Origin of the sequence: Clostridium sp. 1001283B150225_161107_B6, assembly GCF_015556325.1 — a bacterium.
GTDB lineage: Bacteria > Bacillota > Clostridia > Lachnospirales > Lachnospiraceae > Enterocloster.
Genome location: NZ_JADNMD010000016.1, coordinates 1 through 13549, shown reverse-complemented (window position 1 = coordinate 13549; position 13549 = coordinate 1). Strand labels below are relative to the sequence as shown.

Below are 13549 nucleotides of genomic sequence, written 5' to 3'. Positions count from 1 at the left end.
CCCCTTACTCCCGGCTCTCCGACATAAAGCTGTTTTCCATGGTGATGACGCAGCAGCAGCGTCTGTCCTTTTTCGCCACGTCCCCGCTGATTCTTGCTTTCAGTTTACCCAGAACCGATGGCTTATATTCCCTGGGAACCACCAAATCAAAAATCAGGTTGATGCGTTCCACGCCGTCCACCATCCTGAAATCGTGAAACGTAAGCCTGCTGTCAATGCCCTCCAGAACAGACGTCACCAGCTCCTTGAACTCCACCACCCTCTCATCATGGGTCTCCACCGGGTCCATGTGGATAACCAGCAGGATTCCCAGACGCCTCATGGCTTCCCGCTCAATGCGGTCAATGATTTCATGGGTACGCTCCACGTTGCAGTCATTGGGCACCTCTGCATGGATGGATGCAATGCTTCTGGAGGGTCCGTAATTATGTACAATCAAATCATGACTGCCCACAATGCCGTCAAAGCTCTCCACGAAGTTTGTTATTTTGTCGTAAATCTCAGGGTCAATGGCTTCTCCAATCAGAGGCGCCAGGGTATCCTTTGCTATGTTCACCCCTGCAATCATGACCACCACAGACACAATAAGACCTACAATACCATCCACATTCAACCCCAATGCCCCATAGATTCCAATGGAGCATATGGTTGCGGAGGTAGTGGCCACATCGCCCAGGGCATCCGCCGAGGTGGCCAGCATCACCTTGGAATTAATACGCTTCCCCAGCTTTTTATTGAAACGGGAAAGCCACAGCTTAATGCCCACGGACATGACAAGTATCAGTATGGATATCCACCGGAAGCTCATGTCCTCGGGATGCAGCACCTTGCCAAAGGAGGTCTTGAACAGGGAGAAACCCACCTGTATAACCAGGAACGCCACGATGAATGCCGCAATATATTCAATTCTTCCATGGCCAAAGGGATGGTCGTCATCCGCTGGTTTTTCCGCCATTTTGACTCCCACGAACCCAATGATGGAGGACGCTGCATCCGACAGGTTATTGAATGCATCCGCCATGACAGATATACTGTGCACCAGGATTCCAATAAAAAGCTTGGATGCAAAAAGCAGCAGGTTGCAGCCGATTCCCACCATGCTGGTCAGCGTCCCATAAGCCGTCCTTACCTGCACATCCTCCACATTATCATGGTCTTTCACAAATTTTCTTACTAAAAATTCAGTCATATCAAATCACCATACTCCACACATTCCAGGAACAGCCCTTCAGGCGGGGCAGTAAAACCAGCTGCAGAACGGTCCCCTGACTCCAGGACAGCGGCCATTTCCTCCGGCTTTCGCCTGCCCATTCCCACCTCCATAAGGGTGCCTGATAAAATCCGTACCATCTGCTGCAAAAATCCATTGCCTGTATAGGATATATGGATTCTGCTGTCCATCCGGCGAAAGCAGATGGATTCAATGGTGCGGATTGTTGATTTCTTCATTTTCTTGTTGCCGCAGAAGCTTTTAAAATCATGGGTCCCTGTAAGAGCCTTTGCCGCCTGTTCCATCCTGGCCAAATCCAGCTCCTGCCCTAAGCCATAATAATAGTGGCGCTCAAACACATTTTTCTTAGAAGCAGTCTCTATCTGGTAACGGTACGTCTTCCTCACTGCATTCAAACGGCTGTGAAACCGGTCCGGCATCACACATGCCTTTGTAACAGCAATGTCTCCGGGCAGGTACCGGTTCATATATCCCAGAATTTCATCCGGCTCCATCTGTTTTACCAGATGGAAATTAGCCACCTGGCCTTCTGCATGGACACCTGCATCGGTCCGCCCGGAACCGTGGACCTCCACCGGATTTCCCTCCAGCTTTTCCAGAACCGCCTCCAGCCTGCCCTGGATGGTCCTGTCCGTATTTCCCTGCTTCTGCCAGCCATCATATCTGGTGCCGTCGTAGGACAGCCACACTCCAATATTCATCCTCTGCCTCCCTGCCTTACCGGCCTCGTTTTTTTCTCCGGGCAGCATATGAAAGTACCCCTGCGGTAATCATCATCCCCACAGCCGCACCGCTCATATCCAGCCATACATCACTTATCTGCCCGGACCGGCCTGCCACAAAAAGCTGGATAGTCTCATCCACAAAAGGTACTATGAAAATCAGCATCAATGCATCTTTTAGTCTTTCTGTTCCAGGTATTCCGGCTGCCCTGGCTGTCAAACCGCCCAGCACTGCATACTCCGCAAAATGGGCGGTTTTTCTGATGATGTGTTCCGTCAGCCACAGGAACTCCCAGCCCAGGGATTCCATAACTCCCTGGACTTTGGCCAGAAGAAAGCCGCTTTCCCGGGAAGAAACAGCGGCCGGTGTCAGGGAATTGCCGTATATAAAGCATATATAGAGCAGTATCACCACATGCCATCTGTTCCATGCGAATCTGTTTCTGTTTCCCGGCATTTATTGTTTCCCCTCTGCCAAAAGGACGCCGCTTTCACTGACAGCCCTAATAGCTTGATTGAGCATTTCCTCATCCTGGACCAGAGCAAGACGCACATAGCCCTCACCGGAGGGTCCAAACGCGCTGCCGGGCGTGACCATTACACCGGCCCGTTCTACCAGGTCCATGACGAATGCCTCAGAATTATGGTAATGTTCCGGAATAGCTGCCCACACAAACATGGTGGCCTCCGGCCGGTCCATTTTCCATCCAATGGATGAAAAACCGTCGCACATAATATTCCTGCGCGTCTCATAAGCCCTCCTTGTGGCCTGCACACAGGACTGGTCCCCTGTAACCGCTGCAATGGCTGCGGCCTGGATAGGAAGGAACATGCCGTAATCCATATTGGATTTAAGCAGCTTCAGACGTGACACCACCTGGGCATTACCAAGGCAGAACCCGATTCTGGCGCCGGCAAGCCCGTATGTCTTTGACAGGGAATTAAATTCTATGCCGACTTCCTTTGCCCCCGGAAACCGCAGGAAACTGCCGCATTCCCTTCCGTCAAAAACCAGGTCGCTGTAAGCATTATCATGAAGCACAATGATGTCATATTTCCTGGCAAAGGCTATGAGCTCCTCATAAAAAGAATCAGGAGCCATGGCTGTGGTGGGATTGTTGGGATAAGACACCACCATAAGCCTGGCCTTTTCAGCCACTTTCTCAGGTATCTCGTCCAGGCGGATGATATACCCGTTTTCCTTTTTCTGGGGCATATAGTGAAGCCTGGCTCCGGCTATCCGTGGACCGTCGCCAAATACAGGATAACATGGGTCGGGCACAAGAACCACATCCCCATCATCCACAATGGACAACGCAATATGGGCCAGCCCTTCCTGGGAACCCAGCAGGGAGCATATCTCTGTCTCAGGATTCAGCTCCACCCCATACCGGGTCTGATACCATGCGCTGACCGCCTCCAGCAGCTCCCTCCTGTCACTGATGGCATACACATAGTTGGACGGCTCTTTGGCAGCCCTGCACAACGCCTCCATAATATGAGGCGCAGGCGGTATGTTGGGCGCCCCGATGCTCAGGTCAATGACTTCCTCTCCCCTTGCCGCTTTTTCCTTCCTAATCTCAGCCAGCTTTGAAAAGATACCCTCTCCAAATTGGTCCATCCTCTTTGCAAATTCCATATTTCTTATCCTTCCTCTCCGTATATCTGTAACGCTGATTCCTCCGGCTCATATCCCGCCCTGAACTGCCGGTTGCCGTAATCCTAAAAACCCAGCACGCAGGCAATGATTGGCAAAAAGACAGCCGGCAGCAGATTTCCAATCTTTATCTTGCTTCCAAGGACCAGATTCAGTCCCAGACCGAATATCAGAATAGAACCAATGCATGATACCCTGGTAATCATCATATCTGTAAGAAACGGCCTTACCAGCCCTGCCAGCAGCGTAATACTCCCCTGGTAAACGGCCACGGGAAAAATGGAAAATGCCGTCCCTATGCCAAGGGCTGCTGTAAACACCACGGACAGCACTCCATCCATTACTGCCTTGGTAAACAATGTATTGTAATTATGGCTTAAGCCGTCCTCCAGGGAACCCACAATGGCCATGGCCCCCACACAAAACAGCAGAGAGCTGCTGACAAACGCCTCCACAAAGGTTCCGGATACCTGACCTGCCGGAATCCTGGATTTGCACCATTCTCCCAGCTGCTGCAGCTTGTACTCGATATTAATCCATTCACCCAGGGCAGCGCCCACCACCATGCAGACCACGCTCACCAGCGTGTCCCTAGTCTCAAAGCTGCCGCCATGTATGGTCATCAAGCCCTTCAGGGCGCCTGTAATGCCTACAAATACCACACACAGTCCCACTGCGCTGGATATCGTATCCTGCAGCCGTTTGGGAAGTCCGCCTTTCAATAAAAGCCCAACGCCGCATCCGGCCAGTATGCCCGCCACATTCACAATCGTACCTAATCCTGCCATTTTACTTATCCCTGCCTGTTCCTTACTCATTTTCCCAAAACACTTTTACCCATTAACAGGCTAAATCAGCCCATTTCGCCTATTATAGTATAATTTTCCAAATATGACAAGGGTCCGGCGCCATGTATGGCTTCATTTTCGATTGCACATTACAAAAGGCGGAAGTCCCTGCCAGGGGCTTTCCGCCTTAACCAATGCTTCTACATGAGGATGGCTTTCACCGGCTCCCTTTCCTTTAATCCGCTGCTTCCGGCCGGGATATCTACCAGACAGTTGCATCCGGCCATGCTGGAAATCATGCCTGAAGAGTGGCGTCCCTCAGGCAGCCATACCTTTCCGTCCTCTATCTTTCCTCTCACCAAACGTCTTAAAGGCGATGATTTGGGAAAAGGAGTTTCAAGTACCCCCAGCAGAATCTGCGGTTTCCACTGTGTTCTTCCCCTCATCCGTTCCAGGGCCGGCCTCACCAGGACCTCAAAGGTAGCTGCCGCCGCAAATGGATTTCCGGACAGGCAGAATACAGGCTTGCCCTCCACTATCATTGCCAGCATGGGTGAGCCTGGCTTTACATTGATTCCATGAAACAGCACCTCTGCTCCAAGGGATTTAGCAACATACGGCATGCAGTCCCGTACGCCCACGGAAACACCGCCGCTGGTAACCAATGCATCACATTCCCTTAACCGTTCCCTGATATCCCCTGCCAGCTCCTGTGTATCATCTCCGGCCCGGCAGTAAAGTAACGGCTTCATTCCCAGCTCCCTCACCCTGGCGGAAAGAAGGGGTCCATTGCTGTCGTAAATTTTTCCCGGCTCCAGAGGGGTTCCCATTGGAACCAGTTCATCCCCTGTGGCCATGATGCCTATAACAGGTACAGAAAACACAGACAGGGACTCTATTCCCTGACTCGACAGGATTCCTATATGGGAAGCGCGTATCTCCACTCCCTTTTCGATAAGCAGGGTTCCCCTGGATGTATCCTCGCCTTTTTTACAGTAGTTCTTATAAGCTGCGGCGGATTGATATATCTCAACCAGCCGGCTTCCCTCGTCGGTTTGTTCCTGCATGATAACGCCGTCTGCTCCCTCCGGTATGGGGGCACCTGTCATGATTCTGGCTGCCTCACCCGGTCCTATCTTTAATTTAGGAAACATCCCCGCACATATATGCTCAACTACATTCAGTTTAACCGGATTCTCCTCTGACGCACCTGCCGTGTCCTGGCTTCTGACCGCATAACCATCCAATGGGGAACGCGGAAAGGGGGGCTGGTCCATGACTGCGTATATTGATTCAGCGCATACTCTTCCCAATGCATCCATTGTGTGGATGGTCTCAGTTTCTGCTATTATATTAATATGCCTGAGGCGCTCCTGGGCCTCCTCCAGCATGATTGGGTTCCTCTTTCTCATCTGCGTTCTCCCCATCTGTTTTGATGTATTCTTCCTACGAGTATAATGTGCCTGCCTGTTCTTGTCAACTACCACAGACTATCTGAATAACATCAAAAAAGCGGAAGTTCCTCCTACACTCCAAGGCACTTCAGATTATCTGAAGCAATCTGCTTCAGTCTCATGCGGCTCTCCCTGGACGCCTATGATATATGGGGAGTAATAATGCAATTTTTTGCCTGAAGCAGCGGATTCTCCCCCGTTTAGGCTCTTCAGAAACAACATCCAGACCAGCTTATATCACCAGGATTTAAGATATAACCATCTAAGACCACTATTCTCACTTTATATTCAAGCACTTTTCCGTCCTTTCATTTACAAAGCATCTTCTGTATAGCAGCTATTGTACCTACAGAACCACCTTTGGCCGCAAACTCACATCCGGCATATATACCATCCAGAAATATCCCTGAGGCGATTCCTGTCTCCGGTTTTTCTTTTACCAGCATTTGGGAGACATTGCATTTATGAAATATGGCATTGGCAGTCTCTCCACCTATAATAACAATGCGGTCCATCGTTACATTCTCTAAGACCTTCTCAGCACAAAGAGCCAGTAAATACAAGATACGTTCTGACAGGCCCGTTTTCTGTAAAGAATCCGACACCTCCGGAACTACGATAAAATCTCCCCGCTGATTTATAAGTTTACATTGACGGACAACCCGGCTTACTTCCGAATCCACATCCTCATCCTTCAGACAAACCGCTATATTTAAATATACCACTTCCAGTCCATGCTGTTGTGAGTATGCGATTTGTTTCTTGGTAACATCGTATGTAGTTCCGCTAAAACATGCACATCGAATCTGGCGCGAACTACACTCATGTTCCAGAGCTTCTCCATACAAAGCTCTGGTAACCCCCGAAAGAAGCCCTAATGTCCCTGCCCACAAGGCAAGCGGATACCGTTTACTCAAATGTTTAAATATACAGTAACAATCCTCATCCGACACTGCATCAAAGACAATAATCCGGGTATGATTACTCACCATATCTTCTACAGATTCCAGCAGATGACAGCTCTTAACTGTATCAATATCCAAATGACCCACCTTAACATCCACATTCTTTCTCAGTATGTCAGGAACATATGACTCTTCCACACGATGGATTGGGTCATCTGCATAGAGAGATTCTTCCAGAATTCTTCCTTTCACATACTGGTTTCCATACAAAGTGAATGTCTTAAACTGCGGCAAAGCCGCTACAACAAAACAAACAGTCCGATTCAGATACTGCATTAGAGCACTTATCTCCACCGCCGGATTGCCGCGAAATCCCATATCAAGTTTTTTAATCAGGATTCCCTCATATAATTTATTCTTTTCTGCAAACTCTTTATGTACAGTAAATGCCTGTTTTTCAGAGCAGCCTCTGGTGGCCATGTTTATGCACACCAATTCCCTTTGCATTCCCCCGTCATAGGCAGCCGGGTCTGTATAGACCACAACTTCCCTGCCGCAGGCCACAGGAAATGCGCCTGTATCAACAGCCCCTGTTAAATCGTCCGCCAGAATCATCAATCGCGTCATAAACCCTTACCTCTTCAGAGTTACTCAGCGATAATAATCCTACCCTTGTCTGACATTAATTTCTGATAAGCCTCAGGAACCTTATCGCTGATTAACATGTCCACATCCTTTAAATATCCATTCGAGAAGAATCCGCTTGTTCCAAACTTAGAGCTGTCCACGGCAATGACAACATTATCTGCCAATGACATACCCTGAATCCGCATATTTGAAAGCTGGATATTATGATAAATCAACCGGCCGTCTGGCATAATAGCTCCGGGAGAGGAAATATAATAATTAAAATGCATATTCTTCATATTCATATCTACCATATCGCCCACAAGAAAGTAAGTTCCGGCCCAGATACAGCCGCCAAGAACAATGGTTGTTACAGAGGTACTCTCTGCTAATACCATTGCTATATTCAGGGCTGCTGTAATCACTGTGATATTTTTATTCCGGATACTTTTAGCTATCTCCAGCTGTGTTGTGCCGCCTTCCAGAAAAACCACATCATTATCCTGGAGTATGTCTGCCACGCATCTGCCTATTGCCTGCTTTTCCTCCAGATTTTCCTCTTTTCTCTGGTCAAAAAATTCAAATCCCTGACCCTTAAAATTGCTGCTTGTTATGCTTCCATGGCGCTGTGTAACCAGCTCCTTGGACACCATTACCTCAATATCCCTCCGAACCGTAGATTCAGAAATATTCAGATGCTCTGCTATCTCAGAAACTGTAACAATCTTATTTTTTACCACAAACTTCTCTATCTCACAAATCCTCTTGTTCCGATCCATAGTCCGCTTCCACTCCCTTTATAGGCACCCTTTTACCGCTTTATTCTACCATAATCTTTATTGCCAATCAAGCAGGAACTCCCCCCACAAGGGGCGTCTTTTTATGCCCATATGAACAAATGGCCGCGATTCAGAAGCCGGAGGATTCCCATGGCTCCTTTTCATTCGGAAAGGTTCTGGTATACCATGGTGCATATACCTCTATCAACTCATAGTGAAATACCAGAACCATAATTTTTTCTTTCTTCTGTTATGCCAACAGATTTGGAATTAGCATCACCAGCGCCGGACAATACGATATCAGTAACAGTACAGCTAACATTGCCAGAATATATGGTACCATAGGTTTAGACAGCTGTGTGATAGACTTTTTAGATATACCACATCCTACATAGAGTACGGTTCCCACTGGCGGTGTCAGCAGACCAATACAAAGATTGACTGTTATAACCACGCCAAACCAGACCGGGTCCAAATGGAAACTCTGTATGATAGGCAATAAAATTGGTGTCATAATCAATAACGCGGGCGTCAAATCCATTACACATCCAATTACCAGCAGTATAATATTAATCAGAAGAATAATAACATACACATTATCAGTAATACTAAGTAATCCGCTGGCAATCATACCAGGAATCCTGGCTGTGGAAATAAAGTAAGCTACTGAAGTAGCAGAACCAATAACCAGAAATACAGTTGCAGTACTTTTTGCAGCAGCAAGCAGAATCCTAGGAAAAGCACAGAACTTTAATTCTCTGTATATAACCAACGACACCAGAATTGCATATACGCATGCAACCACCGCTGACTCTGTAGGGGTTGCAACCCCTGTCAATATTCCTCCCATGATAATGATGGGAAGAAGAAGCGCCCAAATCGCATCCTTTGTGGCATCTTTCACTTCCAGCCACCGGAATACACGGTCTGTATTATAGACATCCTTTCCTCTTGTATAAAACCACCAAACCAGTCCAAGTCCTCCGCCTATTAAAATCCCCGGAATAAACCCTGCTTCAAATAATTTGATGATGGAAACCTGTCCCATTACCCCATATAATATGAATGGAATGCTGGGCGGAATAATAGGGCCAATGGTACCTGCCGCGCATATCAGGTCTACACTTCTCTCCTCATTATAACCCTCACTTTTCATCAGGGGATAGAGTACAGAGCCCACTGCGGCTGTATCAGCCAGAGCTGAACCTGAAACACCTGCAAAGAGCATACCGGTCAATATGCTTACATACCCCAGGCTTCCTTTAATATGTCCCAATAACGAACTGGCAAAACGCACAATCCGTTTAGATATGCCCCCCTCATTCATAATTTCTCCGGCGAGCATAAAGAAGGGAACAGCCATGATGGTAAAACTGTTGACACCCCGAATCATATTCTGCACAATAACGGATGGTTCCGTGATACCACTCATATACATCATAATGGTAGCTGTTATCAGAAGGGCAAAACCTATTGGAACGTTGATAGCAATAAATCCAAATAGACTTATCAAAAATATTGTTAGCATATTCACCACCCTTTAAAATTCATCTTTTACGAATGCCAAAATGGTAGCAACAAACTTAAGCGCTGCCTGAGCCGCCATGATTGCAAAAGAAACCGGTGCAATAGCATATACAAATCCATAACTGGTATGTGTAGCCGGTGAGACCCACCCCCACTGGTTCTTTGCCAGAGCAAATCCCCCTCTGACTAAAATAATTAGAATCCCAAAGGCGAGGATGTATCCTGCTAATGTAATAATAAACCTGGGAATTCTGGGAAGGGCATTAACCAATGAATCAAATCCCACATGTTTATTCTCTTCATAAGCTGCCACAGAGCCAACCAGTGTCAGCCAAATCATCAGGAATCTGGATATTTCTTCTGCCCAGGCAATGGAACTGTTAAATATAAACCGGCTTAAAACACTCCAAAATACAATGCAGACCATGCCAAACAGGGTAATGATAGCAAGAAGTTCTATTGTTTTCAGCATTATCTGATATATCTTTTTTAAGACTCCCATAACCCTATACCTCTTCCATGGATACGACCTTAATTGTAGGCAGCCATTATATCCTGTATCTGTGTGATTAAATCTCCATATTTGCCTGAATACTCCTCATAAATCGGAGATACTGCCTCCACCCAGACAGCTTTTTCCTCAGGAGTCAGAGTGGTGACTGTCATACCAGCCTCCTCAAGACTCTTGACATACCCCTCATCCAGTTCCCTTGACAGCTTTCTGTTTGCATCTACTGCTGCCTTTGCAGCTTCATCAACAGCAGCTTTATCCTCATCTGAGAGCCCGTCATAAAATGATTTGTTCATACAAAACATATGTGGACTATAGATATGCCCGGTTCTTGTTACATAATCCTGCACTTCATACAGATTATTCAGATAAATAGTATTTAATGGATTTTCCTGTCCATCAATTGTCTTTTGCTGAAGAGCTGTGAACACTTCGGAAAATGCCATAGGCGTAGGATTGGTTCCCAAAAGTTCAAAGGTTTTTAAAAACACTTCACTTTCCGGGGTACGAATCTTCAAGCCCTTTAAATCTTCCGGGGTATGAACCTCCCGCACACTATTGGTAATATTGCGGAATCCATTTTCAAAATAACCCAAAATATGGACGCCTCCATTTTTCTCTACTGTCTGTCCAATTGCTGTCCCGATTTCCCCGTCAAAAACCTCATCTGCCCCTTCTGTGTTTGTAAACAGGAAAGGCATATCAAAAACCCCTACATCCGGACACACTCCGGTAAATACGCTGGGAGTTGTACAGCACATTTCAAGCGTACCCAAGGAAACTGCTTCCGTCACTACCGTATCATCTCCCAACTCTGCATTGGCATACACCTGTACATCATATCTTCCATTGGTAAGCCTCTCCAAAGTCTCCTCAAATACCTGGGAACCAACTACCATAGGGGTTCCTTCTGCCAAACCACAGGCAATCTTAATCACAATGGCATCCTGGGATGGAGCACTTGTTTTGTCATCTACTGCTTTCTCTGTCTGTGTTGTTTCCGCCTTCTCAGGTGTGGATTCCACTTTGCCAGAACCCTGGCACCCGCTAAGTCCCATAACCATTGCCCCGCTCATAATCAATGCTAATATTTTTGTCTGCTTCATAAAAATCCCCCTTTTAATTACAAACTGTTTTTGCTGCAACCTGTTTACTACCCCTTAACTGTTTTCCCTCCTCTTTTAATTATTTTTTGATAACATCTCTGCCACATAAGCAATATGTGCTGTATCTTCTACCAGCTCTGCTGTGTCAAAGCATTGTGACATTCCTTTTTCATATGCAATTATGCCGTGGGCTTTCAAAACCATAGCATGAATATCTTCCGGAGCCTCCTTCACAATCTGCTCCACATAGGAGGCAAGTTCTTCTGTCCCGGGATTGGCGTAGTCCACAACCGGTACATCAATCACTTTCATCTTAGCGGATGCAGTCAATACTGGGATTTTTCTGTCATTAATCGAGTACCCCACAGAGTATGCAGGATGAACATGTATCACGCTGTCCACGTCCTGACGAATCTGATATATCTTTAAGTGAAATATTGTTTCCTTCGATGGTTTTAAACCGTCCGGACAAACTATCAGTTTGCCATTCTGGTCACACAGGATAAGGTTATCTTCCCGGGTATCCCGCAGGGATACTCCGCTTGCAGTTACTATCACTGTATCTCCACATCTCATGCTCACATTTCCGCCTGCAGCCGTAACTAATCCCCGCTCATAAAGCAAATGTGAATATTTTACAACTTCCCTCTTACACTCTTCTAAATGTCCCATTTTATCCTCCATTATGAAATATGTTGTGCTGCCAGCTCTGCTGCCTCCAGCACTGCTCTATAAAGATTCTCTTCATTCGCAATATTCTGCCCGGCTATATTAAATGCAGTTCCATGACCAGTAGAAGTACGAATGATAGGTACCCCTACCAATAAAGTGACTACATTTCCAAACCCCAGCAATTTCATAGCCATATTGGCCTGGTCGTGGTACATAGCGATTACTGCATCAAATTTCCCCTCCTTTGCATCCACGAAAACAGTATCTGCCGGAACTGGTCCCACTACCTGTATCCCATCTTCTTTCGCCAGTTCTATTCCTGGAATAATTTCGTCCAGCTCTTCTCTGCCAAACATACCATTCTCTCCGCAATGGGGATTCAAGGCAGAGACTGCAATTACCGGATGCTCCATTGAAGTAATTTTTTTCAGACCTTCATGAATCAAAGTAATCTTAGAGCGGACTGTCTCCTTATCAACCTTATGGCATGCTTCTTCCAGGGAACAGTGATTGCTATACATCAGCACACGTATATTCCCTAATAAAAGCAGCATTCCATAATTTTCAGAATGGGTCATTTCCCCCACAATCTGAGTCTGTCCCTCATAGTTGTATCCGGCCATACGCATAGCAGCCTTATTCAAAGGTGCTGAAACCATGGCGTCTATTTCTCCCTCCATACACATTCGGCAGGCCTCTTTTGTGTAATGCACCGCTGCTTCTCCGCAACTTTTACTCAATTCTCCGAATTTCCATTGGGACATATCAATATCGTTATAGTCCACTACATCAACATATCCGTATTCACGCCCTCCTTCTTCTGTATGCGAAATCTTACGTGCTTTTAAATCCAGACTGCACCGCACAATAATATCCTCAATAATTCTTATATCTCCAAGGACAATGGGTCTGCATGTATCATAAACGTCTTTTCTTGATAAGGCTTTACAGGTAATTTCCGGCCCAATTCCCGCTGCGTCTCCCATTGTAATAGCAATTAATGGTTTCTTCATTTTATCTCCTTTATAATTTTCTTTCATAAATTGAAAATATATTTTCTTTTTATATATCAAATCTTACTATTTTGAAAACATTTTGTCAATATACAGAATGTACAATCCTGGCATTCCCATTTTGTGAAACTTTATTTTCAAATTATTTTTCATTCTGCGCTAGGTACCATTCATTTTGGCCCGATTCCGGCCTCACATTTACATACAACCTGAAGGACCTCCCTTCAGATTCCGCCCCGCATATCCGGGACCTCCGTCCGTTAAAGTTTGCCCAGCATGGGCAAACAAAAATAGGAAGTCCTGATATAACAGGACTTCCTAAAAATAAAAGCGCGAGACGGGATTCGAACCCGCGGCCCCCACCTTGGCAAGGTGGTGCTCCACCCCTGAGCCACTCGCGCATTTAGTACATATACATTTATAAAAATAATACGTACCCTCAAAACCACATATTGAATTCCGATTGTTCCACAAACCACTTTCCCTTAACCTTTTTGGATAAGCCCTCGACCGATTAGTATTAGTCAGCTCCGTACATTACTGCACTTCCACCTCTA

The 13549-nt window shown here is 46.4% G+C and carries 13 protein-coding genes, 1 tRNA gene and 1 pseudogene; all 15 read right to left on the bottom strand.

Annotated features, from left to right (window positions below; translation table 11 throughout):
- Positions 1 to 4 precede the first annotated feature (4 nt).
- Complete coding sequence (locus I2H39_RS25635) at positions 5 to 1189, bottom strand: cation diffusion facilitator family transporter (RefSeq protein ID WP_138308996.1); 1185 nt, start codon at positions 1187 to 1189, stop codon at positions 5 to 7.
- Entirely contained in the window at positions 1186 to 1932 is a 747-nt protein-coding gene (gene truA / locus I2H39_RS25630) for a tRNA pseudouridine(38-40) synthase TruA (protein WP_195627875.1), read from the bottom strand. Before truA ends, I2H39_RS25635 begins: the two co-directional genes overlap by 4 nt.
- A gap of 16 nt (positions 1933 to 1948) precedes the next feature.
- The gene (locus I2H39_RS25625; protein ID WP_195627874.1) at positions 1949 to 2410 is read right to left on the bottom strand and encodes a VanZ family protein; all 462 of its coding nucleotides are present in this window, start codon (positions 2408 to 2410) and stop codon (positions 1949 to 1951) included.
- Complete coding sequence (locus I2H39_RS25620; RefSeq protein WP_195627873.1) at positions 2411 to 3592, bottom strand: aminotransferase class I/II-fold pyridoxal phosphate-dependent enzyme; 1182 nt, start codon at positions 3590 to 3592, stop codon at positions 2411 to 2413.
- An 83-nt stretch (positions 3593 to 3675) separates the two neighbouring features.
- Positions 3676 to 4398 carry a DUF554 domain-containing protein gene (locus I2H39_RS25615; protein WP_138309006.1) on the bottom strand — a complete coding sequence of 241 codons (723 nt, stop codon included), beginning with the start codon at positions 4396 to 4398 and terminating at the stop codon, positions 3676 to 3678.
- Positions 4399 to 4598: 200 nt separating this feature from the next.
- Entirely contained in the window at positions 4599 to 5810 is a 1212-nt protein-coding gene (glp, locus tag I2H39_RS25610; protein ID WP_227147482.1) for a gephyrin-like molybdotransferase Glp, read from the bottom strand.
- Positions 5811 to 5923: 113 nt separating this feature from the next.
- Positions 5924 to 6081, bottom strand: a pseudogene (locus I2H39_RS29710) (NAD(P)-dependent oxidoreductase); the annotation flags it as partial.
- A gap of 79 nt (positions 6082 to 6160) precedes the next feature.
- A complete protein-coding gene (locus I2H39_RS25605; protein WP_243281846.1) occupies positions 6161 to 7372 on the bottom strand; it encodes a four-carbon acid sugar kinase family protein in 1212 nt (403 codons plus the stop codon).
- 32 nt (positions 7373 to 7404) lie between these two features.
- Positions 7405 to 8163 (bottom strand): DeoR/GlpR family DNA-binding transcription regulator, encoded by a 759-nt coding sequence (locus I2H39_RS25600; protein ID WP_138309010.1) that lies wholly within the window; start codon positions 8161 to 8163, stop codon positions 7405 to 7407.
- 250 nt (positions 8164 to 8413) lie between these two features.
- Positions 8414 to 9691, bottom strand: coding sequence for a TRAP transporter large permease (locus tag I2H39_RS25595; protein ID WP_138309012.1), 1278 nt, complete (start codon positions 9689 to 9691; stop codon positions 8414 to 8416).
- A 12-nt stretch (positions 9692 to 9703) separates the two neighbouring features.
- Entirely contained in the window at positions 9704 to 10192 is a 489-nt protein-coding gene (locus tag I2H39_RS25590; protein ID WP_138309014.1) for a TRAP transporter small permease, read from the bottom strand.
- Between the two features lie 29 nt (positions 10193 to 10221).
- A complete protein-coding gene (locus I2H39_RS25585) occupies positions 10222 to 11307 on the bottom strand; it encodes a TRAP transporter substrate-binding protein (protein WP_195627871.1) in 1086 nt (361 codons plus the stop codon).
- Between the two features lie 75 nt (positions 11308 to 11382).
- Entirely contained in the window at positions 11383 to 11991 is a 609-nt protein-coding gene (locus tag I2H39_RS25580) for a class II aldolase/adducin family protein (protein WP_207746993.1), read from the bottom strand.
- Positions 11991 to 13052, bottom strand: coding sequence for a 4-hydroxythreonine-4-phosphate dehydrogenase PdxA (gene pdxA, locus I2H39_RS25575; protein WP_207746986.1), 1062 nt, complete (start codon positions 13050 to 13052; stop codon positions 11991 to 11993). Before pdxA ends, I2H39_RS25580 begins: the two co-directional genes overlap by 1 nt.
- Before the next feature lie 269 nt (positions 13053 to 13321).
- A tRNA-Gly gene (locus I2H39_RS25570) sits at positions 13322 to 13393 on the bottom strand.
- Positions 13394 to 13549 lie beyond the last annotated feature (156 nt).

Bases quoted from the DNA above. Each gene is read 5' to 3' on its own strand.
- I2H39_RS25605 (WP_243281846.1), bottom strand. From the start codon at position 7,372: ATGATTCTGGCGGACGATTTAACAGGGGCTGTTGATACAGGCGCATTT.
- I2H39_RS25600 (WP_138309010.1), bottom strand. From the start codon at position 8,163: ATGGATCGGAACAAGAGGATTTGTGAGATAGAGAAGTTTGTGGTAAAA.
- glp (WP_227147482.1), bottom strand. From the start codon at position 5,810: ATGAGAAAGAGGAACCCAATCATGCTGGAGGAGGCCCAGGAGCGCCTC.
- truA (WP_195627875.1), bottom strand. From the start codon at position 1,932: ATGAATATTGGAGTGTGGCTGTCCTACGACGGCACCAGATATGATGGC.
- I2H39_RS25580 (WP_207746993.1), bottom strand. From the start codon at position 11,991: ATGGAGGATAAAATGGGACATTTAGAAGAGTGTAAGAGGGAAGTTGTA.
- I2H39_RS25585 (WP_195627871.1), bottom strand. From the start codon at position 11,307: ATGAAGCAGACAAAAATATTAGCATTGATTATGAGCGGGGCAATGGTT.
- I2H39_RS25595 (WP_138309012.1), bottom strand. From the start codon at position 9,691: ATGCTAACAATATTTTTGATAAGTCTATTTGGATTTATTGCTATCAAC.
- I2H39_RS25620 (WP_195627873.1), bottom strand. From the start codon at position 3,592: ATGGAATTTGCAAAGAGGATGGACCAATTTGGAGAGGGTATCTTTTCA.
- I2H39_RS25635 (WP_138308996.1), bottom strand. From the start codon at position 1,189: ATGACTGAATTTTTAGTAAGAAAATTTGTGAAAGACCATGATAATGTG.
- I2H39_RS25625 (WP_195627874.1), bottom strand. From the start codon at position 2,410: ATGCCGGGAAACAGAAACAGATTCGCATGGAACAGATGGCATGTGGTG.
- I2H39_RS25590 (WP_138309014.1), bottom strand. From the start codon at position 10,192: ATGGGAGTCTTAAAAAAGATATATCAGATAATGCTGAAAACAATAGAA.
- I2H39_RS25615 (WP_138309006.1), bottom strand. From the start codon at position 4,398: ATGGCAGGATTAGGTACGATTGTGAATGTGGCGGGCATACTGGCCGGA.